Origin of the sequence: Methylobacterium sp. Leaf361 (assembly GCF_001424445.1) — a bacterium.
In the GTDB taxonomy this organism is placed as follows: domain Bacteria; phylum Pseudomonadota; class Alphaproteobacteria; order Rhizobiales; family Beijerinckiaceae; genus Methylobacterium.
Genome location: NZ_LMPY01000012.1, coordinates 423,424 through 446,235, shown reverse-complemented (window position 1 = coordinate 446,235; position 22,812 = coordinate 423,424). Strand labels below are relative to the sequence as shown.

General features: G+C 71.7%; 20 protein-coding genes. 9 read left to right on the top strand and 11 right to left on the bottom strand.

Annotated features, from left to right (window positions below; all coding sequences use genetic code 11):
• Positions 1–3 precede the first annotated feature (3 nt).
• The 6 genes from sucD to ASG32_RS11625 form a co-directional block, all read right to left on the bottom strand.
• Positions 4–894, bottom strand: coding sequence for a succinate--CoA ligase subunit alpha (gene sucD / locus ASG32_RS11650; protein WP_010687110.1), 891 nt, complete (start codon positions 892–894; stop codon positions 4–6).
• A gap of 16 nt (positions 895–910) precedes the next feature.
• Positions 911–2,089 (bottom strand): malate--CoA ligase subunit beta, encoded by a 1,179-nt coding sequence (locus ASG32_RS11645; RefSeq protein ID WP_020092653.1) that lies wholly within the window; start codon positions 2,087–2,089, stop codon positions 911–913.
• 399 nt (positions 2,090–2,488) lie between these two features.
• On the bottom strand, positions 2,489–3,130 hold the full coding sequence (fchA, locus tag ASG32_RS11640) for a methenyltetrahydrofolate cyclohydrolase (RefSeq protein ID WP_056525891.1): 642 nt from the start codon (positions 3,128–3,130) through the stop codon (positions 2,489–2,491).
• A 10-nt stretch (positions 3,131–3,140) separates the two neighbouring features.
• Positions 3,141–4,004 carry an NADP-dependent methylenetetrahydromethanopterin/methylenetetrahydrofolate dehydrogenase gene (locus ASG32_RS11635; RefSeq protein WP_042673897.1) on the bottom strand — a complete coding sequence of 288 codons (864 nt, stop codon included), beginning with the start codon at positions 4,002–4,004 and terminating at the stop codon, positions 3,141–3,143.
• Between the two features lie 206 nt (positions 4,005–4,210).
• Complete coding sequence (locus tag ASG32_RS11630; protein WP_056525887.1) at positions 4,211–5,155, bottom strand: D-2-hydroxyacid dehydrogenase; 945 nt, start codon at positions 5,153–5,155, stop codon at positions 4,211–4,213.
• A gap of 103 nt (positions 5,156–5,258) precedes the next feature.
• Positions 5,259–6,467, bottom strand: coding sequence for an aminotransferase class V-fold PLP-dependent enzyme (locus ASG32_RS11625; protein WP_056525884.1), 1,209 nt, complete (start codon positions 6,465–6,467; stop codon positions 5,259–5,261).
• 520 nt (positions 6,468–6,987) lie between these two features.
• On the opposite strand from ASG32_RS11625, the gene ASG32_RS11620 reads away from it, so the two are divergent.
• The 3 genes from ASG32_RS11620 to ASG32_RS11610 are packed head-to-tail and all read left to right on the top strand — an operon-like array spanning position 6,988 to position 9,573.
• Entirely contained in the window at positions 6,988–7,803 is an 816-nt protein-coding gene (locus tag ASG32_RS11620) for a UDP-2,3-diacylglucosamine diphosphatase (RefSeq protein WP_020092658.1), read from the top strand.
• Positions 7,804–7,813: 10 nt separating this feature from the next.
• Complete coding sequence (locus ASG32_RS11615; protein ID WP_056525881.1) at positions 7,814–8,860, top strand: glycosyltransferase family 1 protein; 1,047 nt, start codon at positions 7,814–7,816, stop codon at positions 8,858–8,860.
• A 38-nt stretch (positions 8,861–8,898) separates the two neighbouring features.
• A complete protein-coding gene (locus ASG32_RS11610; protein ID WP_056525878.1) occupies positions 8,899–9,573 on the top strand; it encodes a ribonuclease HII in 675 nt (224 codons plus the stop codon).
• A 13-nt stretch (positions 9,574–9,586) separates the two neighbouring features.
• On the opposite strand, the gene ASG32_RS11605 is transcribed toward ASG32_RS11610, so the two are convergent.
• The 3 genes from ASG32_RS11605 to ASG32_RS11600 all read right to left on the bottom strand — a co-directional run bounded on the left by ASG32_RS11605 (position 9,587) and on the right by ASG32_RS11600 (position 13,476).
• A complete protein-coding gene (locus ASG32_RS11605) occupies positions 9,587–10,966 on the bottom strand; it encodes a HAMP domain-containing methyl-accepting chemotaxis protein (protein WP_244491897.1) in 1,380 nt (459 codons plus the stop codon).
• A gap of 75 nt (positions 10,967–11,041) precedes the next feature.
• On the bottom strand, positions 11,042–11,689 hold the full coding sequence (locus tag ASG32_RS35020) for a hypothetical protein (protein WP_244491895.1): 648 nt from the start codon (positions 11,687–11,689) through the stop codon (positions 11,042–11,044).
• Between the two features lie 671 nt (positions 11,690–12,360).
• A complete protein-coding gene (locus tag ASG32_RS11600) occupies positions 12,361–13,476 on the bottom strand; it encodes a PA0069 family radical SAM protein (RefSeq protein WP_056525875.1) in 1,116 nt (371 codons plus the stop codon).
• 158 nt (positions 13,477–13,634) lie between these two features.
• On the opposite strand from ASG32_RS11600, the gene ASG32_RS11595 reads away from it, so the two are divergent.
• Together ASG32_RS11595 and ASG32_RS11590 are read left to right on the top strand one after the other, a co-directional pair.
• On the top strand, positions 13,635–14,165 hold the full coding sequence (locus ASG32_RS11595; protein WP_020092663.1) for a hypothetical protein: 531 nt from the start codon (positions 13,635–13,637) through the stop codon (positions 14,163–14,165).
• A gap of 164 nt (positions 14,166–14,329) precedes the next feature.
• On the top strand, positions 14,330–15,778 hold the full coding sequence (locus tag ASG32_RS11590; RefSeq protein WP_056525872.1) for an amino acid permease: 1,449 nt from the start codon (positions 14,330–14,332) through the stop codon (positions 15,776–15,778).
• A gap of 9 nt (positions 15,779–15,787) precedes the next feature.
• Here ASG32_RS11590 and moaB read toward each other — a convergent pair whose 3' ends face one another.
• Positions 15,788–16,345 carry a molybdenum cofactor biosynthesis protein B gene (moaB, locus tag ASG32_RS11585; protein WP_020092665.1) on the bottom strand — a complete coding sequence of 186 codons (558 nt, stop codon included), beginning with the start codon at positions 16,343–16,345 and terminating at the stop codon, positions 15,788–15,790.
• A gap of 141 nt (positions 16,346–16,486) precedes the next feature.
• Here moaB and maiA point away from each other — a divergent pair, with 141 nt between their 5' ends.
• From maiA to ASG32_RS11565, 4 genes are all read left to right on the top strand, one after another.
• Positions 16,487–17,134, top strand: a complete 648-nt coding sequence (gene maiA / locus ASG32_RS11580; RefSeq protein ID WP_056525868.1) for a maleylacetoacetate isomerase — start codon at positions 16,487–16,489, stop codon at positions 17,132–17,134.
• A 140-nt stretch (positions 17,135–17,274) separates the two neighbouring features.
• Positions 17,275–18,606 (top strand): NAD(P)/FAD-dependent oxidoreductase, encoded by a 1,332-nt coding sequence (locus ASG32_RS11575; RefSeq protein ID WP_056525865.1) that lies wholly within the window; start codon positions 17,275–17,277, stop codon positions 18,604–18,606.
• 65 nt (positions 18,607–18,671) lie between these two features.
• Positions 18,672–18,983 (top strand): EthD family reductase, encoded by a 312-nt coding sequence (locus ASG32_RS11570; RefSeq protein ID WP_056525862.1) that lies wholly within the window; start codon positions 18,672–18,674, stop codon positions 18,981–18,983.
• On the top strand, positions 18,980–19,297 hold the full coding sequence (locus tag ASG32_RS11565) for a hypothetical protein (RefSeq protein WP_020092669.1): 318 nt from the start codon (positions 18,980–18,982) through the stop codon (positions 19,295–19,297). The genes ASG32_RS11570 and ASG32_RS11565 overlap by 4 nt, the downstream gene beginning before the upstream one ends.
• 136 nt (positions 19,298–19,433) lie before the next feature.
• Here the strand turns inward: ASG32_RS11565 and ASG32_RS11560 are convergent, their stop codons facing one another.
• Positions 19,434–22,769, bottom strand: coding sequence for a GAF domain-containing hybrid sensor histidine kinase/response regulator (locus ASG32_RS11560; protein ID WP_056525859.1), 3,336 nt, complete (start codon positions 22,767–22,769; stop codon positions 19,434–19,436).
• Positions 22,770–22,812: the final 43 nt, after the last annotated feature.

Genomic DNA, 22,812 nt, shown 5'->3' with positions numbered 1-22,812 from the left:
GCGCTACGCGGCCCGGGCCAGCACGTCGGCCACGGTCTGCCCGAAGCTGCCCGGATCCGGCGCGACCGTGAGCCCATACGAGCGCATGATCTCGGCCTTCTCGGCGGCGCTGTCGCCGGCCGCCGAGATGATCGCGCCGGCATGGCCCATGCGGCGCCCCTTCGGGGCGGTCAGCCCGGCCACGAAGCCGATCACCGGCTTCGACATGTTCTCGCGGATCCAGGCCGAGGCCTCGGCCTCCTGCGGGCCGCCGATCTCGCCGATCATCAGGACCGCGTCGGTGTCCGGGTCGGTCTCGAACAGGGCGAGGTGGTCGAGGAAGGACGAGCCGTTGATCGGGTCGCCGCCGATGCCCACCGAGGTCGAGATCCCGAGCCCGAGTTCCTTGAGTTGCGAGGCGGCCTCGTAGCCCAGCGTCCCGGAGCGGGAGATCACCCCGACATTGCCCGGAAGGTAGATGTGACCGGGCATGATGCCGAGCATCGCCTTGCCGGGCGAGATGATGCCGGCGCAGTTCGGGCCGACCACCATGGTCCGCTTCTCTTTCGGGTAGCGGTACAGGTAGCGCTTCACCCGCATCATGTCCTGGGCCGGGATCCCGTCGGTGATCGAGCAGACCAGCCGCAGGCCGGCATCGGCCGCCTCCATGATGGCGTCCGCCGCGAAGGGGGGCGCCACGAAGGTGATCGACGTGGTGGCGCCGGTCGCCGCCACCGCCTCCTTGACGGTGTTGAACACCGGCAGGCCGAGATGGGTGCGCCCGCCCTTGCCCGGGGTGACGCCGCCGACGACGTTCGTGCCGTAATCCAGCATCTCCTTGGCGTGGAAGGTGCCCTTGTCGCCCGTGATGCCCTGGACGATGATCGGGGTGGTCTCGTCGATGAGGATGCTCATGGCGCGGTCTCCCCTCTCAGTGCTGCGTCTTGGCGGCGGAGCAGGCGTCGACCGCCTTCTTGGCCGCCTCAGCCAGCGTGTCGGCGGTGATGAGATCGAGGCCGCTCTCGGCCAGGATCTTCTTGCCGGCCTCGACGTTCGTGCCGGCGAGCCGGACCACCAGCGGCACGTCGATCTTCACCTCGCGGGCGGCCTGGACCACGCCCTCGGCGACCCAGTCGCAGCGGTTGATGCCGGCGAAGATGTTGACCAAGATCGCCTTCACGTTGCGGTCCGAGAGCACGAGCCGGAAGGCCGTGGCGACCCGCTCCGGAGACGCGCCGCCGCCGACGTCCAGAAAGTTCGCCGGCTCGCCGCCCGCGTGCTTGATCATGTCCATGGTGGCCATGGCGAGGCCCGCGCCGTTGACGATGCAGCCGATCTCGCCCTCGAGGCCGATATAGCTGAGGTTGTGCTCGGCGGCCTGCGCCTCGCGGGGATCGCCCTGGGACGGGTCGTGCATGTCGGCGATGCCCGGCCGGCGGAACATCGCGTTGTCGTCGAAGCTCATCTTGGCGTCGAGCGCCAGCACCCGGTCGTCCTTGGTGACGACGAGCGGGTTGATCTCCAGCATGGTGCCGTCGCAGTCGCGGAACGCCCGGTAGGCGTTCATGATCGTCTTCACCGCGGCCGAGACCTGCTTGATGTTGAGCCCGAGCTGGAAGGCGATCTCCCGCGCCTGGAACTGCTGCAGGCCGACCGCCGGCTCGACCACCACCTGGATGAGCGAGTCGGGCTCCTTGGCGGCGATCTCCTCGATGTCCATGCCGCCGCGCTGGCTGGCGATGACCCGCACGCGCTCGGCCTTCCGGTCCAGCACGTAGCCGAGGTAGAGCTCGCGCTCGAACGGGTCGGCGGTCTCGACGTAGACCCGCTGGACCGGCTTGCCCTCGGGGCCGGTCTGGTGGGTGACGAGGCGCTTGCCGAGGAGGTCCTTCGCGGCGTCGCGGACCTCGTTGTAGGTCCGGCACAGCTTGATGCCGCCGGCCTTGCCGCGGGCGCCGGCGTGGATCTGCGCCTTCACGGCCCAGAACGAGCCGCCGAGCTCGGTGGCCGCGTAGACCGCCTGGTCCGGGCTGAAGGCGATCGCGCCTTTCGGGACGGCCACGCCGAAGCTCGCGAGCAGCTCCTTGGCCTGATACTCGTGGACGTCCATTCGGCGCCTCCTCCGCGGTTCGTTGCCGCCGTTGACGCCCTCTACTTTAGTTGAGTCGAAAGATTACGCCCGTCAAATTTTTTAAGCTCCTGATTGACCGCGACTTTTTCGCGGTCGCAACACAGATCGTATTTCATATTGCAACGCAGCATACAGGAAAACAGCGAGGCCGGGAGCACGATGCACCCGGCCTCGACTGTTGAATCGATACAAAGTACGCCGGAGCGCTTCGCTCAGGACGCTCTGTCCGTCATCGCGAGCGCAGCGAAGCGACCCAGGGCAGCGCGACGCCTGCGAGGTTGGCGCCGACTGGATTGCTTCACTCGCTCGCAGAGACGGCGGCGTCGACGGCGCCGACCGGACACGCTGTGACGCGTGGTGGTGACCCAAGTCGCCGGTTCAGTTCACCTTGTCCTTGACGACCGCGTAGACCTTCTCGGTGAGTGCGCCGGCATCGCCGAGCAGATCCTCCAGCTCCTTCAGACGCTCCTCGGCGAACGCGCGGTCCTCGAGACCCTTGGCGTTCACGTAGACGTTCAGCGCCGCGCTGCGCAGGCCGGCATAGGCGGAGAGCACCGCCACGCCCGCATCCGACACGACGTTGAGGTTGCCCTTGTCGGCGGTGATGGCCGCGAGGTCGATCACCGCGCGGCAGGCCCGGCAGCAGGCGAGCGGCACGTCGCAGGCGGTCTTGAGCGCCGCCTGGATCTTCTCGGCGCGGGCCGCCTTCTCGTCGTCGGTGTTCTTGGGCAGGCCGTAGGCGCCCATGACGGCGTCGAAGGCCTGGACGTCCTCGCCGATCATGCCGGTGAGCACGACCCGCAGGCCCTCGGACTTGGCCAGGACCTCCTTCAGCTCGGCCTCGACCTCGACGTACTTCTTCTTGCCGATGGTGAGGTTGCAGACCATCGACACCAGGGCCGCGCCCATGGCGCCGGAGATCGCCGCCGCGCCGCCGCCCCCGGGGGTGGGGGCAGCGCTCGCCAGCTCCGTCAGGAATTTCTCGATGCTGTCGGTCTCGGGGCGATGCGTCTCGGTCACCGGCGCCTCCTCAGGCCATCGTCTTGGCGAGGGCGTAGATCTCCTCGGCGTCGAGCACCTTGTCGGTGCTCTCGAAGAGCTGGCCGACGCAGGCCCGGTGCAGCTTGAGCTTCAGGCCGCCGATGCCCAGCGCCCCGAAGGCCTGCTTGCCGTTGCGCTCCTTGCCCTTGTCCATCACGTCGATGCCGCCGATGCCCGTCGGGGGCTGGGCGTTGTAGTCGGCGACGAACTCGATCGACGATTCCTGCGCCCAGGCGGCTTCCGGCAGCAGCTCGACGCCGATGGCGCCGGCCGTGAACACGAGGTTCGTGCCCTTCACCAGAGCGACGCGGGAGGCCTCGTCGGGGGTCGCGGCGGCCTTCACGTTGACCTTGAAGCGCGTGTTGATCTGGTCCGCGGCGGCCTGGGTCTTGTCGAGGGCGCGGCCCGCGATCGTCACCTCGGCGCCCTCGCCGGCGAGCAGAGCGGCCGAGCGCATGCCGACCGGACCGGTGCCCGCCAGCACGACGGCCTTCTTGCCCTGGAGCGAGCCGGCGGCCTTGGCCACCAGCGCGACGCCCGCGGCGGCCGTGGTGTTGGAGCCGTTGGAATCGAGCATCACCGAGACCCGGAACGGGCCGAAGAACCGCTTCTTGACGGCGGTGAACAGCGCCTCGCCCGCCGCCATGCTGCCGCCGCCGACGAAGATCGCCGTCGACTTCTTCTCGGAGCCGCCGCGGGTGTAGATCGTGCCGTCGACCAGGGCGCCGACATTGTCGGGATTCACGCCGCCGTAGCCGGTGATGTGGTCGGCGCCGCCGTCGTAGCCGACGACCGTGTCGAACACGTTCGGCACGGCATCGGTGTCGAACAGGAACAGCAGCTTCTTCGTCATTTTCCTGGGACCTTTCCGTCGCGCCCGTGAGGCGCCGGCGCTGATGTTGGTTGGGTCGGTGCGTGGACGCAGCCCCTCTCCGCCCCTTGCGGGAGGAGCCGGAGGTGGGGGTGGTGCTGAATCGCGCGGAGCGGTGCCTCCTGCACCACCCCCACCCCTGGCCCCTCCCCGCAGGGGGAGGGGAACGCCCGTCGCAGATCTTGAGCTTAGGCTTCCACCACGTTCTGCGGCTTGCCCGCCACGAAGGCCTCGACGTTGTCGACGAGCTGATCGGCCAGGATCTGCATCGCCTCCTTGCTCGCCCAGGCGACGTGCGGCGTGACGATCAGGTTCGGCAGGTCGGCGTCGCACAGGATGTTGCCGTCCTTGGGCGGCTCCTGCGCCACCACGTCGAACCCGGCGCCCGCGATGGTGCCGTCCTTGAGCGCCTCGAGCAGCGCCGCCTCGTCCACGAGCCCGCCGCGGGCCGTGTTGATGAGGATCGCGCTCTTCTTCATCTTCTTGAGCTCGGCGGCGCCGATCATCCCCTTGGTGTCGGGGGTCAGCGGCACGTGCAGCGTGATCACGTCGGACTGCGTCAGGATCGTCTCGAAATCGACCAGCCCGTCCTGCGGGAACACGTCGTAGGCGATGACCTTCATGCCCAGCGCCTCGGCGCGCTTGGCGATCGACTTGCCCAGCGCCCCGTAGCCGACGATGCCGAGCGTCGAGCCGGCGATGTCGTAGATCGGATAGTCGAAGTAGCAGAACTGCTTGGACTTCGCCCAGTCGCCGCGCCGCACCGAGTTGGCGTAGGGCACGATCGCCCGGCGCAGGGCGAACATCAGCCCGACCACGTGCTCCGGCACGGTGTTGAACGCGTAGTTGCGGATGTTGACGACCGTGACCCCCTGGGCCTTGGCCTGGGCCTTGTCGACCACGTCGGTGCCAGTGGCGGCGACCGCGATCAGCTTCAGGTCGGGGAGCTGCTTCAGCGTCTCGGCCCGCATCGGGACCTTGTTGATCAGCGCGATCTCCGCGCCCTTGAGGCGGGAGACGATCTCCTCCGGCGTCCAGGTCGACTCGTGCTCGACGTATTCGTGGGGGAAATTGAACGGTCGGACCCTGGCATCGAGGGATTCACGATCCAGGAACACGATCTTCTTGGTCATAGGACCCCTCTCGTACGACGGGCGGTTTCCTCGATAGTCTTGTTCTTACTTGCGCGTCGGGGCGGGCCCGGCAACCCGGTCCCGCCCCGATCGCGGGCGCAGATCACGCCTTATGCAGCGGATTCTCGCGCAGGTAGCTGGAGGCGGCGGCGACGCCCGAGCCCGGCGTGACCTTGATGCCGCAATCGAGCATGGCCATCTCGGCGCCCGCGATGGCACCCAGCAGCGACAGCTCGTTCAGGTCGCCCAGGTGGCCGATGCGGAACACCTTGCCGGCGACTTTCGACAGGCCGGCGCCGAGCGAGAGGTTGTAGCGCTCGTAGGCGTGGGTGATCACCTTGGCGGCGTCGGCGCCCTCCGGCACCACGATCGCCGTGACCGTGTCGGAGTTCCACTTCGGCTCCTTGGCGCAGGGCTTGAGGCCCCAGGCCGCGACCGCCTGGCGGGTCGCCTCACCGAGCACGTGATGGCGGTGGTAGACGTTCTCCAGCCCCTCCTCCTTCACGATCTCCAGGGCCTCGCGGAGGCCGTAGAGCAGCGGCAGGACGGGGGTGTAGGGGAAGTAGCCGGTGGCGTTGGCGGCCAGCTGGTCCTTCCAGGCGAAGTAGGCGTGGCCGAGCCGGTCGTTGCGGCCGGTGCCGCCCTCGGCGATCTTGAGCGCCTTCGGGCTGATGCAGATCAGGCCGAGGCCGGCCGGCAGCATGAAGCCCTTCTGGGAGCCCGCGATGGCGCAGTCGACCTTCCAGTCGTCCATGTAGAACGGCAGCGAGCCGATCGACGAGATGCCGTCCACGAACAGCAGGGCCGGGTGGCCGGCGGCGTCGATCGCCTTGCGCACCGCGCCGATGTCGCTGGTGACGCCCGTGGCGGTCTCGTTGTGGACGACCATCACGGCCTTGATGGCGTGATCCTTGTCGGCGCGCAGCGCCTCCTCGATCTTCTGCGGATCGGCGCCGGCGCCCCACTCCTCGTCCTGGACGATCACGTCGAGGCCGAGGCGCTGGGCCATGTCGACCCAGAGGTGGCTGAACTGGCCGTAGCGGGCGGTGAGCACCTTGTCGCCGCGGCAGAGGGTGTTGGACAGGGCCGATTCCCAGATGCCGGTGCCCGAGGACGGGAACAGGATGACCGTCCCGTTGGTCGAGCCGAACACCATCTTGGAGTCGTGCAGGAGCGGCTTCACCAGCTCGGGGAAGCTCGGCGAGCGGTGATCCTCCGACGGCACGTGCATGGCGCGCAGGACGCGCTCCGGGATGTTGGTGGGGCCCGGGATGAAGAGGTGGTTGCGACCGGGGCGCCGGGTTGCGGCCATGATGTTTCCTCCGAAAAGTCCATTGCGCGCGGGCGTGAACCCGCGCCGGGTTGTCCAAGCGTCCTCAGGGAGTCGGTCCGGCGCCGTCGAGAGCGGCTCGCGCCGCACCCCCTCGAACGCCATCCTCTGCCGTGATCGGGGGGTCTCCGCGGAGCGGCAGGCGGCCTCACGCCGCTCGCGTCGCGGCGCGCCCCCGCGCGCCGGTCGCCTCCGAATTGCCGTCCCGTCCAACGGCTCCAGGGCCGTCCTCGCCGCCTTCCTGTCAAGGTCCGGCCGTGCTCGTGCCGAGCGGCCGGTTCTTGGTATTATGAGGCGGTGAGGCTTGAAAGGAAAACCGGAAAAACTTCCGGAACTTGGCAAAAAAATTTTTTGTGCGGCGCAACGAAGTCGAGCGCTGGTTGAGAGCCTTCGCGGCACCGCACACCGAAGTCTTGCCGCGCGGTCCGGACCTCGCGTCATCAAACTGAGATGCGATCGCGCTCTGGATCCCGACACCGTACAGCCGCCGGGAGAGGATGCCGTGGCCGAGGTTGAGGAGATGCCGGTCCGCGTGCGGACGCTGTTCCTGTCCGACCTGCATCTCGGCACGCGCGGCTGCCAGGCCGGCCTGCTGCTGTCGTTCCTGAAGGACTACGACGCCGACACGATCTACCTCGTCGGCGACATCGTGGACGGCTGGCAGCTCCGCTCGGGCTGGTACTGGCCGCAGGAGCACAACGACGTCGTGCAGAAGCTCCTGCGCAAGGTCCGCAAGGGCGCGCGGATCGTCTACCTGCCCGGCAACCACGACGAGTTCCTGCGCGACTACGTGGGCACGAGCTTCGGCGGCATCGAGCTCGCCGAGACCGCGATCCACGAGGCGGCCGACGGCAAGCGCTACCTCGTCATCCACGGCGACCAGTTCGACATGGTCGTGCGCCACTCGCCGTGGCTCGCCCATCTGGGCGACGGCGCCTACACGCTGGCGCTCTCCCTCAACACGCTGATCAACAAGGTGCGCCGGCGGCTCGGCCTGTCCTACTGGTCGCTGTCGGCCTGGGCGAAGCTGCGCGTGAAGAACGCGGTGAGCTTCATCGGCCGCTTCGAGACGATCCTGGCCGAGGAGGCCCGCCGCCAGGGCGCCGACGGGGTGATCTGCGGCCACATCCACCACGCCGCGGACCGGCCGATCGGCGACCTGCGCTACCTCAACACCGGCGACTGGGTGGAATCCTGCACCGGGCTCGTGGAGCACTACGACGGCCGCATCGAGGTGCTGCACTACCCGAGCCTCCTGCGGGCGCGGGAGGCCGAGGTCGTACCGCAGCCCCTGCCGGGCCGGCGCGCGGTGGCGTGAGGGCGGCGCCGTGAAGCTCCTGATCGCCAGCGACGCGTGGCACCCCCAGGTGAACGGCGTCGTGCGCTCCCTCGAGCAGATGGTCCGGCGCGCGCCGGAGCACGGCTTCGCCACGACGCTGCTGTCCGTCGCGGATTTCCGCTCGCTGCCGCTGCCGGGCTACCCGGAGATCCGCCTCGCCTATGCCGGGCGCGAGCGGGTGGCGGCGCGCTGGCGGGCCGAGCGGCCGAGCCACGTGCACATCGCCACGGAGGGGCCGGTCGGCCTCGCGGCGCGCCGGCACTGCCTCGCGCACGATTTGCCCTTCACGACGAGCTACCACACGCGCTTCCCGGAATACCTCGCCGCCCGCGCCCCGGTGCCGGAGGCGTGGTCCTACGCGTACCTGCGCCGGTTCCACGGCGCCGCCCGCGGGACGATGGTCAGCACCGCCTCGCTCCAGGGCGAGCTCGCGGCGCGGGGCTTCGGCCGGCTGATGCGCTGGACCCGGGGCGTGGACACGGAGCGGTTCCGGCCGGCCGAGCCCGGGACGCCCGTGCCGGCGGAACTCGCCGGCCTGCCGGGGCCGCTGTTCCTCTACGTCGGGCGGCTGGCGGTGGAGAAGAACGTCGCGGCCTTCCTCGCCCTCGACCTGCCCGGCACCAAGGTGGTGGTCGGCGACGGTCCGGACCGCGCGCGGCTGCAGGCGCTCGCGCCGGAGGCGCGCTTCCTCGGCACCCGCACCGGCGCGGCGCTCTCGGCGGTCTACGCGGCCTGCGACGTCTTCGTCTTCCCGAGCCTCACCGACACGTTCGGCATCGTGCTCCTGGAGGCCCTGGCCAGCGGGCTCCCGGTGGCGGCCTTCCCGGTGCCGGGTCCGAACGACGTCGTCGGCGGCACGCGGGTCGGCGTGCTCGACCCGGATCTGCGGGTCGCCGCGCTGGCGGCGCTGCGCCTGTCGCGCGCCGAGTGCCGGGCCGAGGCCCTGCGCCGCGGCTGGGACGTGAGCGCCCGGCAGTTCTTCGGCAACATCGTCGAGGCGCATGGCGGCGCCCGGAGCACCCGCGACGCCGCCTGACGCGTGACGGCGTCCGCGCGGAATGGCAGGAGGGCGCGATGCCGCCCGCCAAGCCGCCAGTCAGATCGCCAGTCAGATCGCCCGCCGGACCGGCCGGGTCCGCTAGAGCCCGGTCCCCGATAGCCGGGCCGTTCGATCCCGCCCGGGCCGCCGCCTATCCGGCGGCGATCGGCTGCGACGAGGTCGGGCGCGGCGCGCTCTGCGGACCCGTGGTGGTGGCCGCGGTCTGGTTCGATCCGGCGGCGATCCCGGCCGACCTGCTCGCGGCCCTCGACGACAGCAAGCGCGTCCCCGAGCCCGTGCGCGACCGGCTGGCCCCCCTGATCCGCGCCCACGCGCGGGTCGCGGTGGCGGCGGGGTCGCGCGCCCTGATCGACCGGATCAACATCCGCGGCGCGACCCTCGACGCCATGGCGCGGGCGGTGGCGCGGCTCGGCCTCGCCGCGCCCGTGCTGGTCGACGGGCGCGACGCCCTGCCGGGCTTGCCCGGCCGCGCCGTCGTCGGCGGCGACCACTTGGTGCCCCAGATCGCCGCCGCGTCGATCGTCGCCAAGGTGCTCCGGGACCAGCTGATGCGGCGGCTCGCCCGGCGCCATCCCGGCTACGGCTGGGAGCGCAATGTCGGCTACGGGACGGCCGTCCACCGCGCCGGCCTGTCGCAGCTCGGGCGCAGTCCCCACCACCGGCTCAGCTTCACCCGCGGCTTCGACTGAGCCGGGCGACGGGTCACGCGGCCCGGACGCCGGTGAGGAAGCGCTCGACCTCCGCGGCGAGTTCCTCCGACTGACGCGTGAGCGCGGTGGCGGCCGTCAGCACGTGGTCGGCCGCGTGGCCGGTTCGGTCGGCCGCCTGCGCCACGCCGGCGATGTTGCCGGTGACCTCCTGCGTGCCGGCATTGGCCTGGGCGACGTTGCGGACGATCTCCTGCGTCGCCGCCCCCTGCTGCTCCACCGCGGCCGCGATGGCGGCGGCCACGGCGTCGATCTCCCCGATCCGGCCGGTGATCGTCCCGATCGCCCGCACCGCCTGACCGGTCACGGTCCGGATCTCGCCGATCTGCCGGCCGACCTCGTCGGTGGCCCGACCGGTCTGGGCGGCCAGTTCCTTGACCTCGGTTGCGACGACCGCGAAGCCGCGCCCGGCCTCGCCGGCCCGCGCCGCCTCGATCGTGGCGTTGAGCGCCAGCAGGTTCGTCTGCGCGGCGATGCGGGCGATCAGCTCGACGACGGCGTCGACCCGGGCGACGGACGCGTTCAGCGCCGCCACCAGGGCGGCCGTCTGGTCGGCCTCGCCGACCGCGCTCCGGGCCAGCTCGGACGAGCCCTGGACCTGCCGCCCGATCTCCTGGACGGAGGTGCCGAGTTCCTCCACCGCGGCGGCCACCGTCCTGACGCCGGCGGACGCCTCCTCGGCGGCCGCGGCCACGGTATCGGACTGGCTGGCCGTCTCCTGGGCTGTGGTGGTCATCTCCCAGGCCGTGGTCTGCAGTTCGGCCGCGGCGGCGGATGCCTGCCCGACGATGCCGGCCACCGCCGCCTCGAAGGTCTGCGCCATCGTGTGCGTCATGGTCCGGCGCTGCGCCTCCGCGGCGCGCGCCGCCTCGTCCGCCTCTGCCTCCAGGGCGCGGGTGCGGACGAGGTTGTCCCGGAAGACCTCCACGGCCGCCGCCATCGCGCCGATCTCGTCCCGCCGCCCGCGGGCCGGGATCTCCGCGGCGACGTCGCCGGAGGCGAGCGCCCGCATCGCCTGGATCATGGCCCGGAGCGGCCCGAGCACGCGGCGGACGACGACGACGGCGCCGGCACCGGCGAGCAGCACCGATGCGGCCAGGAACAGGCCGGTGTGCAGCAGCGTCGCCCCCGCCTCAGCGAAGAGTGCCTGCGCGCGGGCGACCATCGCGTTCAGCGCCGCCTCGGCGAGGTCGGCGATGGTGTTGACCTCCCGCGTGTTGCGGTCGCGCAGGTCCTGGATCGCGACGCCCGGCGGCTGGCCCCGGCTCAGGGCCGCCCGCAAGGCCTGCCGCCGCGCCGCGACCTCACCCTCGAAGTTGCTGCTGCCCGCCCTCACGAAGGCGTCCTGGACCGCCCGCGGCAGCATGTCGTCCATGTGATCGACGAGATTCGCCCAGCTCGCCGCGACGCGGCCGCGCTCCTCGGCCTCCGCGAGGCGCTCCTCCTCGGACTAGCCCGTGCCCCGCGTCACGGCCGTCTCGGCCCGCGCCACGTTGCCGCCGATCGCGACCCGCGTGATCCAGGCGGCGCGCTTGATGTCCAGGGCGCGGGCCAGCGCCGCGTCCCGGCGCGGGATCGTGACGTCGACGGCCCCGCTGGTCGCCGTCAGCGCGTCGAGCAGATCCCGGAAGGCGGTCGCGGCGACCTCCGCGGTCGCGGCGTCGCGCTCCGCGACCGGGACCGCGAGGGCCGCGTCGATCCGCGACGTCAGGCCGGTGACGGCCTCGTGCGCCCGTCGGAGCGGATCGACCGTCTTCGCCACCGCGGCGGTGTCGACCGCGCGCACCAGCCTCAGGAGCGCCTCCAGCCGATCGATCCGGGTCGCGCGCTGTCGGGCGATCAGGGCCGCGTCGGCGGGCGGGATCCTGTCCGCGGCGATCAGCGCCTGCAGGGTCCGCCCCCGCTCGAGGCGCACGGCGAGCAGGATCTCGAGGAGGATACGGCTGCCTTCCGTGAGCGCGACGACGCGGCGGCTCTCCCGCTCCTGCGCCCCGGCCTCCAGCGCCGTCCGGGCACCCGCGGCCAGCAGCATGGCGCTGAGTGAGAACAGGATCGCGCACAGGATCGTGCCGATGGACGGACGCGGAAGACGCAGCATGAGGGTCGGGATCTCTCTTCGCGGTGCGTCGAGGCGTGCGGCCCGCCGCCGGGCTGCCCGGTTCGAGCAGGGCGGCCGGTCGGCCTCGGTCGACGGAAAGGCTGAGCGACGCGACAGGCACCCCGACGCGGCGCCGGCCCGGTTCGCTCGAAGGGCGCGGCGAGGGCGCGGCGAGTCCGGGAGTTCGCCCGGTCGGCATCGGAGGTCGAAACCCCGACACGCTACCGTCTCAAGGAAGGCCGGCAGTCGCGACCAGCAGGACCGAGCCGGGCCGCGGCGCGCGGCTCGCTCGCGACCGGATCACGGCGCACAGCGTCCATTGGCGGGATCTGCGGACACGGACGCCGGACAAAATCGCGCTCTTACGCACAGAACGACCCTCAGTATAGAATTGAAATTCGATAACTCAATCAAACTTGGTCAAAATCTCGCAATAAACCTCGCGATCTCAGGCATTTGAACCACAATGACACAGATGTCAATCTTACGTTCTGCGATTTTCCCCACACGTTAGAAATCTAAAAATCCACTTTGGAAGCAACATTTGAGTCGTTTTCTATCTTTAGAAATGTATTTTTACGCCGCTTCCGGCCAAAATGACTGGAATTTTCGCTGAACCGTACTGTGGGACAGGTCCGCCGTCTCGCGCGCGCCGCCGCGTCGGTCGCGTGTCAGAACAGCGCCAGCTGCGCGCCGGGCTTCCGGAAGGCGTCGCGATTCAGCGCGATGCGCCCGAAGGCGAAACCGAGACGCGTGCCGGCGAGCCGGACCCGCTGGCCGATCATCGCCGCGTAGGCGCCTTCCCCGCGGAAGCGGTGGCCGAAGCGCGGGTCGTTCTCGCGCCCGCCCCGGGCTTCCCGCAGGAGTGCGAAGGCCCGCGCCCTGCGTTCGGGATAATGCTCGGTGAACCAGTCCGCCACGAGGTCCGCGACTTCGCCCGGGAGACGCAGCAGCGCGTGGCCGATCCGGCTCGCCCCGTGCGCGCGCGCCTCGGCCAGGATCGATTCGATCTCGTGGTCCGTCAGGCCGGGGATGATCGGCGAGACGTTGACCATGACGGGCACGCCCGCCGCGCTCAGGCCCCGCATCGCCGCGAGCCGCTTGCCCGGCCGCGGCGCCCGCGGGTCGAGGCGGCGGGCGAGGTCCGGATCCAGCGTCGGCAGCGAGATCGCCGCCAGCACGAGGTTCTCCGCCGCCATCTCGGCCAGGAGGTCGAGGTCGCGCAGCACGAGGTCCGACTTGGTGGTGATGCTGACGGGGTGGCGGGCCTCCCGCAGCACCTCCAGAACCGCGCGGGTGAGCCGGTGCTCCCGCTCGACCGGCTGGTAGGGATCCGTGGCGGTGCCGAGGGCGATCGTGTCGGGCCGGTAGCCCGGCGCGGCGATCTCGCGGGCGAGGAGGCGGGCGGCGTCCGGCTTGGTGAAGATCCGCGACTCGAAGTCGAGCCCCGGCGACAGTCCGAGCCAGGCATGGGTCGGGCGCGCGTAGCAGTAGATGCAGCCGTGCTCGCAGCCCCGGTACGGGTTGATCGACCGGTCGAACGGGATGTCGGGCGAGCTGTTGTGCGCGATGATCCGGGCGGACCGCTCCGGCGTGACCTCCGTGCGCAGGGGTGCCGGAGCGTCCGCCGTCCAGGTCTCGTCTTGGAACGCCTCGCGCCGGGCGGATTCGTACCGGCCCGTCGGGTTGGCCGTCGCGCCGCGCCCGCGCCGGGCGGCCGGTTCCGCGACGCTCGGCCCGAGTCGCGGCGCGGCCCCGGAGGCGGTCCCGTCGCGCGTGTCCCCCATGACGACTCGCCTCCCTCACGCATCCATATAAGAACATAGAGCGAACGCGATGGCGAAGGGCGCCTTTTTTTCAGGCAAATGCGGCTCTGCAGCCCGCCCGAACGGCGGCGCGTCGGCGCGCGGGCCGCGGGGCAGTTTACGGCGCCGCAGAATCGTCTATGCGCGCGCTCATGCTCTCCGCCGTGACCTATCTGGCCGAACCGGCCGATCCGGACGCGATCGATCGCCTGGCCGACACGCTCAGCGTGCTCGTCTCCGGCGTGGCCGGCGGCCTCGTCGGCGACGCGGTGATCGTCGCGGGCCGCGAGAGCGAGGCCGTGGCGGCCGTCGCGGAGGCCACGGGCGCGACCCTCGTGCTGCACCGGGGCGGCAATCCCTACGCGGCGGGCGCCGCCGCGGCCCGGCGGGACTGGATCCTGTGCCTGGAGGCCGGCGACGTCCCGGCCGAGGGCTGGATCCGCACCCTCGACCGCTTCGTCGGGACCGCGCGGCCGGAGACGGCGCTCGGCCGCCTTCATCGCCCGGCCGGGCGCTGGCTCGGCCGGCTCGTCAGACGGGCGGAGACCGTCGTCGGCGCCCGGCAGGCCCGGGCCGGCGACGTCGTCCGGCGCGAGGCCCTGCGTGCCGAGGGCGCGTTCACGGGTCGCCTCAAGGTCAGGCCGCTGATCGCCCGGATCGAGCGCGCCTGACCGGAAAGATCTTGCTCGGGAGAATCTTGCTCGAAAGAATCTTGCGCCCGCTCACGTTGTTGTCGGTCGATCCGCCTCTACAACTCTGAAAGCGCGGCAGGATCGTCGCCGTCTCCGGACATGATGACGCGCGCTGAGCCACCCCGATCTGGAAGGATGGTGCAATGGATTCGTCGGGCCTGATGGGGCGCAAGTCGGTCGAGGACATCGTCGAGAGCGGCGAGGGCGAGCAGCAGCTCTCGAAGTCGCTGGGCGCCCTCTCGATCACCGCGATGGGCATCGGGGCGATCATCGGCGCCGGCATCTTCGTCCTGACCGGCACGGCCGCGGCCCAGTATGCCGGGCCGGGGATCATGCTGTCCTTCGTGCTCGGCGGCATCGCCTGCGCCTTCGTCGGCCTCTGCTACTCGGAGATGGCCGCCCTGATCCCGGTCGCCGGATCGAGCTACACCTACACCTACGCGACGCTCGGCGAGTTCTTCGCGTGGCTGATCGGCTGGGACCTGATCCTCGAATACGCCATGGGCGCCGCCACCGTGGCGGTCGGCTGGTCGGGCTACGTGACCAGCATCCTGAAGAGCGTCGGCATCGTGATCCCGGCGCAGTTCGCCAACGCGCCGGGCACGCCGATCGAGGGCGGCGGAACCGCGCTGCTGAACCTGCCGGCGGTCCTGATCGTGGCGCTGATCACGATCCTGCTGATGCGGGGCACGAAGGAATCGGCGCTCTTCAACAACATCATGGTCGCGGTGAAGCTCACCGTCGTGGTCGCCTTCATCGCCCTGGGCTGGGGCCACGTGAACGCCGCGAACTGGAGCCCGCTCATCCCGGACAACGACGGGACCTTCGGCCATTTCGGCTACAGCGGCGTCCTGCGCGGCGCGGGCGTGGTGTTCTTCGCCTTCATCGGCTTCGACGCGGTCTCCACCGCCGCCCAGGAGGCGCGCAAGCCCCAGAAGGACATGCCCATCGGCATCCTGGGCTCGCTCGCGGTCTGCACGATCCTGTACGTGCTCGTCGCCGCCGTGCTCACCGGCCTCGTGCCCTACAAGGACCTGAACGTCCCGGACCCGATCGCCAAGGGCGTCGACGTGATCGGCATCGGCTGGTTCGCGTTCCTGATCAAGCTCGGGGCGCTGACCGGGCTGACGACGGTGATCCTCGTCCTGCTCTACGGCCAGAGCCGGATCTTCTTCACCATGGCGCAGGACGGCCTGCTGCCGAAGATGTTCTCCCACGTCCACCCGACCTACCACACGCCGTATCGCAGCCAGGCGATGATCGGGGCCGCGGTCGCCGTGGTGGCGGCCCTGGTGCCGATCCACATCCTCGGCGAGATGGTGAGCATCGGCACGCTGGCCGCCTTCATCCTCGTCTGCGGCTCGGTGCTCTACCTCCGGCGGGCCGAGCGCACCATGAAGCGGCCGTTCCGGGCGCCCGCCGTGCCGGTCGTGCCGATCCTCGGCATCCTGTCCTGCCTGCTCCTGATGATCGGCCTGCCCCTCGACACGTGGCTGCGGCTGGTGATCTGGATGGCGATCGGCCTCGTCGTGTACTTCTTCTACGGCCGCAAGCACTCGGTCCTGCGCCGCAAGGAGGGGAACCTCGCGTAGCGCGCGGCCTCACACCGTGAGGCTCGCGCCGCGCCGCAGGTGCTCGTCGAGGCGCGGCATGATCTCCACGAAGTTGCAGGGCCGGTGCCGGTAGTCGAGCTGCTGGGCCAGGATCCCGTCCCAGGCGTCGCGGCAGGCGCCGGGCGAGCCCGGCAGCACGAACACGTAGGTCGCCCGCGCGACCCCCGCGGTGGCGCGGGACTGCAGGGTCGAGGTGCCGATCTTGTCGTACGAGATCCGGTGGAACACGGCCGAGAAGCCGTCCATGCGCTTCTCGAACAGCGGCTCCAGCGCCTCGGGGGTGACGTCGCGGCCGGTGAAGCCGGTCCCGCCGGTGGTGATCACCACGTCGACGCCGGGGTCGCGCAGCCACGCCTCCACCCGCGCGCGGATCGCCGGGACCTCGTCCGGGACGATCGACCGGGCCGCCAGGATGTGCCCCGCCTCGGTGAGGCGCTGGGTCAGGGTGTCGCCCGACCGGTCGTCCTCCGGGCGGCGGGTGTCGGAGACGGTCAGGACCGCGATGTTCAGGGGGATGAAGCGGCGGGCGTCGGTCTGATCGGCCATCGTGCGGGCTCTCCGGGGCGGGAGACCGATATGGGCCCGGCGGGACCGCTTGTCGCCCCCGGGCCGCCGCGCGCGCAGCCCCCTTGCGGGCCGCAGCGAAGTCGGCTGTGCTCGCTCGACCCCGTCGGAGATCGCTGACCCATGCACATGTACGGCAACTGGCGCTCGGCCGCGGCCTTCCGGGTGCGGATCGCCCTGAAGCTGAAGGGCATCGCCTACGAGGAGACCTTCATCGACCTCGACGCCGGCGACCAGCACGAGCCGGCGTTCCGGAAGATCAACCCGCAGGGCGCGGTGCCGGCGCTGTTCGACGGCGACGGGCCGCCGCTCACCCAGTCGCTGGCGATCCTCGACTACCTGGAGGAGACGCGCGGCGGCGTCCGCCTCCTGCCCGAGGAGCCCCGGGCCCGGGCCAGGGCCCGCTCGCTGGCGCAGGTGGTCGCGTGCGACACCCACCCGCTCTACGTGCCCCGGGTGCGCACCTTCCTGATGGAGCATTACGGCCTGCCCCGGGAGCGCATGCTGGATTTCCTGCGCAACGCCTTCGAGACCGGCCTCCGGACCCTGGAGACGCGCCTCGCCACCGAGCCGGGGACGGGCCGGTTCTGCCAGGGCGATTCGGTGAGCCATGCCGACCTCTGCCTCGTCAGCCTCTGGGTCGGGACGGGCATCTTCGGCATCGACACGGCGGCCTACCCGACGGTCGCGCGAATCGCCGAGGCCTGCCTCGCCCTGCCGGCGGTCGCGGAGGCGCACCCGCTGCGCCAGCCGGGCGCCCCGTCGGCCTGACCGGGCCCCGCGCGCCGCCCGCCCGGTGCGCGACGTCGCACTCGTGACCGGGGGTCGCGGCCGGCGATGTGGTATTCGGCAACCCAGGCCGTGTAAGGAGGCCGGCGACTGATCCCGGTCCGGGAGGAGAAAGAGTGTCGATGGCATCCGTCGAGAACGAGTCGGGCCTTCATCGCGTCGTGGTGGTCGGCGGCGGCGCCGCCGGACTGCAGCTGGTCACGAAGCTCGGCGACAAGCTCGGGCGCGGCAAGCGCGCGCACGTCACCCTCGTGGACCGCGCCCGGACGCATATCTGGAAGCCGCTGCTCCACGAGGTGGCGGCCGGCAGCCTCGACGTCGGCCACCACGCGGTGGACTACCTGCACCACGCCCACATGCACGGCTTCCGCTACCGGATCGGGCGGATGACCGGGCTCGACCGGGAGGCGCGCACGATCCAGCTCGCCGCGAGCCACGACGCGGAAGGGCGCGAGATCACGCCCGAGCGCGCCGTCCCCTACGACACGCTGGTGATGGCGGTGGGCTCCACCACCAACGATTTCGGCACGCCGGGCGTCGCCGAGCACGCCATCGCCCTCGACACCCAGGACCAGGCGGTGCGCTTCCACCAGCGCCTCGTGAACGCCTCGCTGCGCGCGCACACGCAGGCCGGCCCGGTCCGGCCCGGCCAGCTCCACGTCACGGTGATCGGCGCGGGCGCGACCGGGACGGAACTCGCCGCCGAGCTCCACCGGACCCTGCGCCACGTCGTCTCGACCGGGCTCGACAAGATCGACCCGGGCAAGGACATCCGCATCACCCTGGTCGAGGCCGCCGACCGGATCCTGCCGGCGGTGCCGCAGCGCCTCTCGGCCGAGGTGATGCAGCTCCTCAGCAAGATCGGCGTCGACGTGCGCGTGAAGGCGCGGGTCACCGAGGTGCGCGCCGACGGCGTGCAGCTCGCCGACGGCACCTTCATCCCGTCCGAGCTGGTCGTCTGGGCGGCGGGCGTGAAGGCGCCGCCCTTCCTGCAGGGCATCGGCGGCCTGGAGACGACGCGGACCAACCAGCTGGTGGTGACGCCGACGCTGCAGACCACCCGCGACCCCGACATCTTCGCCATCGGCGACTGCGCCTACCTGGTCGAGGCCGGCTCCGACACGCCGGTGCCGCCGCGCGCGCAGGCGGCCCACCAGCAGGCGAGCCACCTGATCAGCCAGATCCCGGCCAAGATCGACGGCAAGCCGCTGAAGCCGTTCCGGTACAAGGATTTCGGCTCGCTGGTCTCGCTGGGCGAGTACTCGACCGTGGGCAGCCTGATGGGGTTCGTGCGCGGCAAGAACATGCTCATCGCCGGTCTGTTCGCCCGGATGATGTACCGCTCGCTCTACAAGATGCACGAGCGGGCGCTGCACGGCACGGCCAAGACCGCCCTCGACACCCTGGCCCGCGCGCTGACCCGGCGCACCGAGCCGCGGGTGAAGCTGCACTGACCGTCGCCGTACGACCCGAGGACGGGCGCCCGGATCGACCGGGCGCGACACAGGAAGGAAACGCCATGATCCTGGTAAGCGTGATGTACCCGGCCGGCCCGAGCTTCGACATGGGCTACTACCTCGGCCACCACATGCCGCTGGTGCGCGAGCGCTGGTCGTCCCTCGGCCTCCACGACGCGAAGGTCGTCAAGGGCGCCGGCACGCCGGACGGCGGCACCGCCCCGTTCCAGGTGATGGCCCTCCTGACCTTCGAGTCGGTCGACGCCTTCAAGAAGGCCGTCGCCGCCCACGGCGAGGAGATCTTCGCCGACATCCCGAACTTCACCGCGGCGCAGGCCCAGGTGCAGATCAACGACTTCGCGGAAAACCCGTGATCGACATCGTCAAGGCGGTGCAGGAGGCCGATCCGAGCCTCGGCACCTACGTGGTCGTGCTGCGCACCGACGCCCGGGCCCTGGACGGTCCGGAGCGGTTCACGCCGGAGGCGCAGGCCTGGATCGCCGAGAAGGCGCCGAGCGGCCGGCTCGCCCGGGTGCGCGTCCTGCTCGCCCCCTATCCGGGGGCGGAGCCGGCCGCGCGCGAGGTCACCGTGGCGGCCTTCGCCGATGCGCGGGAGCTCGCCGCCTTCGCGACGACCTGGACCGGCGACCCGCTGCCGGAGGAGCCGGGGGACTCTCTTCCCGACTGACGGCTCCGGGGCCGCCGTCTCTGCGAGCGGAGTAGGCGATCCAGGGCAACGCGGCGCTCACCGGCGGCGCGCCGACCCTGGGTCACTTCGCTCCGCCCGCGACGACGGAAAGGGTCCTCGATACCCGCGCGCGGACTCACGCCGCGCGCAGCTGCCGGATGGCGCGGAGCGCGGTCGCCCGCTGGATCTCCAGGCGCCGGATCAGCGGCATCAGGTCGGCGCCCGCGTGGGCGGCGGCCTCGACCTCCCGGCACAGGCTCGACAGGCCGACGAAGCCCAGCAGCCCGGCCGCCGCCACCAGGGCGTGCGCGTCGTGGGCGATCTGCAGGCGGTCGGTCTCGCTCGGCCGGAACCGCTCGGACAGCTCGTTCGCCAGGAGATCGAGCAGCGCCCCGACGCGATCGGTGCCGAAGCTCGCCTCCATCTCGGTCAGGACCGCCGCGTCGAGCACGGCCGAATCGACCTGCGGCAGGCGGCGCGGCACCTCGGCCCGCGCCGGCCGCCGCGCGCCCGGCGCCGTCCAGCGGCTGATCGTGGCGAAGAGGTCGGCCCGCCGGAACGGCTTGCCCACATGGTCGTCCATCCCGGCCTCGCGCAGCTCCTCGATCTGCGACGGCAGGACGTTGGCGGTCATGGCGACGATCGGGATGTCGCAGGCGGGCGGCGCGAGGGCGCGGATGCGGCGCGTGGCCGTGAGCCCGTCGACGCGGGGCATCTGGACGTCCATCAGCACGAGATCGTAGGCCCGGCCGGCCGCGACGGACGACCCGACCGCCGTGATCGCCTCGGCGCCGTCCCCGGCCACGTCCACCGCGTAGCCCTGGGATTCGAGCACCGCGCAGGCGAGTTCCTGGTTGAGCGGCACGTCCTCGACGAGGAGCAGCCGCAGCGGCGCGCCCGGGACCTCGCCGGCCGCCGGAGCCGCGGCCGGGGGCGGCCGCGACGGCCCACTCGCGTCGGCCGCGGCGCCCGGGGCCGCGGTGTCCCGCTCGCCGCGGGGCAGCACCAGCCGGAACCAGAAGGTCGAGCCCGCCCCCTCGCGGCTCTCGACCCCGATCTCGCCGCCCATCAGCGACACGAGGTGCCGGGAGATCGCGAGGCCGAGGCCGGTGCCGCCGAAGCGCCGGCTGATCGAGCCGTCGACCTGGCTGAACCGCTTGAACAGCCGGTCCTGCTGCGCCGGCGCGATGCCGATGCCGGTATCGACCACGGAGAACCGGACCGCGTCGCCGGGGCGCCCGTCGGGAGCGACGCCGTCGCCCTCCCGCTCCGCGGTCACCGTGACCGAGCCCTCGGGCGTGAACTTCACGGCGTTGTTCAGCAGGTTGAGCAGCACCTGTCGCAGGCGCCCGGCATCGCCGACCACGAAGGTCGGCAGGGCCGGGTCGATCCGGGCCTCGATGGCGAGGCCGCTGCGGAGCGCGCTGCCCCGCACGATCGAGACCGTGCTGTCGACGGTCGAGGCCAGCGGGAAGGTGACCGGATCGAGGGTCAGCTCGCCGGCCTCGATCTTCGAGAAGTCGAGGATGTCGTTGACGACCGTGAGCAGGGCCGCGCCGGAACTCTGGATCAGCTCGAGGCGCCGCCGGTCCTCGTTCTGGATCGCGTCGCCGTCGAGGAGCAACTCGGCATAGCCCAGGATGCCGTTCAGCGGGGTGCGGATCTCGTGGCTCATGGCGGCCAGGAACTCGCTCTTGGCCGCGCTCGCCCGCTCCGCCTCGGTGCGGGCCGCCTCGGCGTCGCGCGTGGCGGTGCGCAGGGCCGCCTCGACCGCCTTGCGCTCGGTGATGTCGAGGTGGAGGCCGACCATCCGCTGGGGCTGCCCGTCGGTGCCGCCGAGCGTTCGGCCCCGCGCGTAGAGCCAGCGCGCGCCGACCCGGAACTCGGCCGCGTAGGGGGTGCCGGACTCGACCGCCCGCCGGATCTCGTTCCAGACATCGGAGACGTCGTCCGGATCGATCAGCGCCGTCCACGCGGAGGCCGAGATCGTGTGGGCGCCGCCGGTCTCCGGCAGGCCGTGCATCCGCGCGCTCTCCGGGCTGAGGACGGCGAGCCCCGTGCGCATGTCCCAGTCCCAGGTGCCGGCCTCCGCGGCGTCGAGGGCGATGTCGAGCAGGCCGCTCGCCTCCTCGACGGCGAGCCGCGCCGTGACGATGTCGTCGACGTCGAGGGCGGTCCCGAGCCACTCCGCCACCGCGCCGTCCGCCGGGTCGAGGCGGATCGGGATCAGCGAGAGCTTGTGCCACCGGTAGACGCCGTCCTGGCGCCGGATCCGCCACTGGCCGCTGTAGCCCGTGCCGGTCTCGACCGCCCGGATCCAGGCCGCCTCCATGGCGGCGGCATCCTCGGGGTGGTTCCGGACGAGGCGCTCCGCGCGCTCGGGCCCGATCGGCCCGTAATAGGCCTGGAACTGCGCGTTGGCGTAGGTCGCCTGACCGTCCCCGACCCGCATGGTCCAGACCAGGAGCGGCAGCGCCTCCGCGAGGCCCCGGTAGCGCAGCTCGCTGCGGCGAACCTCGTCCTCGGCGCGCCGGCGCTCGGTCACGTCGATCAGGACGCCGAACAGGCCGGCGCCCGCCCCCTCCCCCCGGGCCATGCCGCGCACGACCACGTCGCGCAGCGCGCCGTCCGGCCGCAGCAGCCGGGCCTCGAAATCGAACCGGACCCCGCGGGCGATCGCGTCGGCGACGATCGCCTCGAGCCGGGCGCGGTCGTCGGGGTGGTAGATCTGCGCGAAGGCGTCGAGATGCGGCGGCGGCGTCGCCGGGTCGCGGCCCGCGATCGCGTAGAGGCTCGCCGACCAGACCGGCTGCCCGTCCGCGAGCTCCACGCGCCAGTTCCCGACGCTGGCGAGCTGCTCGGCCATGGTGAGCTGGTGGTTCGCCGCCTCCTGGGCGCGGGCCCGGGCGTTGATCTCCCGGTGCTGCTCGCGGATCAGCGCCTCGCGGATCGCCGCCTGCGCGATCTCCCGGTCGCGCCGCGCGTTGGCCTCCGTGAGGCGCAGATGCGCCACGACGATTTCGGCGAGGTCGCGGAGGGCGGCCGCGTCCTCGGGCGAGAAGTCGGAGCGGGGCTCGGGATCGGCGAGGCAGAGGGTTCCGACCCGCAGGCCCGGCTGGAGGCTCAGGGCGACGCCCGCGTAGAACCGGATCCCGTCCGGCGCGGCGGCCACGGGCAGGTCGCGGAAGCGCGCGTCGAGCCGCGCGTCGGGGACGACCACGAGGGCGTCGCTGCGGATCGTGTGCTGGCAGAAGCTCTCGTCCCGCCGCATCGTGGTCGGCACCCCGGCACAGGGCGTCTTCAGCCACTGGTGCGTGTCGCCCAGGAAGGCCACGAACGCGCTGCGCACGCCGAACAGGCGCCGGGCGGTCCGGCAGACGGCCTCGAAATGCGGTTCCGGCGGTGTCCCGAGGATCGCGAGGGCCTCGAGGGCCGCGAGCCGGTCGCGCTCGTTGTCCGGCTGTGTGCTCACGTACCGTCTCCGGGTGCCGATCGGCCGCGACCGAGCGATGCCG

Excerpts from the sequence above, each read along its gene's own strand:
- ASG32_RS11570 (WP_056525862.1), top strand. The coding sequence starts at position 18,672 with ATGATCCTGGTAAGCGTGATGTACCCGGCCGGCCCGAGCTTCGACATG.
- ASG32_RS11605 (WP_244491897.1), bottom strand. The coding sequence starts at position 10,966 with ATGGACGACATGCTGCCGCGGGCGGTCCAGGACGCCTTCGTGAGGGCG.
- moaB (WP_020092665.1), bottom strand. The coding sequence starts at position 16,345 with ATGGCCGATCAGACCGACGCCCGCCGCTTCATCCCCCTGAACATCGCG.
- ASG32_RS11610 (WP_056525878.1), top strand. The coding sequence starts at position 8,899 with ATGCCGCCCGCCAAGCCGCCAGTCAGATCGCCAGTCAGATCGCCCGCC.
- ASG32_RS11645 (WP_020092653.1), bottom strand. The coding sequence starts at position 2,089 with ATGGACGTCCACGAGTATCAGGCCAAGGAGCTGCTCGCGAGCTTCGGC.
- sucD (WP_010687110.1), bottom strand. The coding sequence starts at position 894 with ATGAGCATCCTCATCGACGAGACCACCCCGATCATCGTCCAGGGCATC.
- ASG32_RS11595 (WP_020092663.1), top strand. The coding sequence starts at position 13,635 with ATGCGCGCGCTCATGCTCTCCGCCGTGACCTATCTGGCCGAACCGGCC.
- maiA (WP_056525868.1), top strand. The coding sequence starts at position 16,487 with ATGCACATGTACGGCAACTGGCGCTCGGCCGCGGCCTTCCGGGTGCGG.
- ASG32_RS11630 (WP_056525887.1), bottom strand. The coding sequence starts at position 5,155 with ATGACCAAGAAGATCGTGTTCCTGGATCGTGAATCCCTCGATGCCAGG.
- ASG32_RS11600 (WP_056525875.1), bottom strand. The coding sequence starts at position 13,476 with ATGGGGGACACGCGCGACGGGACCGCCTCCGGGGCCGCGCCGCGACTC.
- ASG32_RS35020 (WP_244491895.1), bottom strand. The coding sequence starts at position 11,689 with ATGCTGCGTCTTCCGCGTCCGTCCATCGGCACGATCCTGTGCGCGATC.
- ASG32_RS11590 (WP_056525872.1), top strand. The coding sequence starts at position 14,330 with ATGGATTCGTCGGGCCTGATGGGGCGCAAGTCGGTCGAGGACATCGTC.
- ASG32_RS11575 (WP_056525865.1), top strand. The coding sequence starts at position 17,275 with ATGGCATCCGTCGAGAACGAGTCGGGCCTTCATCGCGTCGTGGTGGTC.
- ASG32_RS11635 (WP_042673897.1), bottom strand. The coding sequence starts at position 4,004 with ATGACGAAGAAGCTGCTGTTCCTGTTCGACACCGATGCCGTGCCGAAC.
- ASG32_RS11625 (WP_056525884.1), bottom strand. The coding sequence starts at position 6,467 with ATGGCCGCAACCCGGCGCCCCGGTCGCAACCACCTCTTCATCCCGGGC.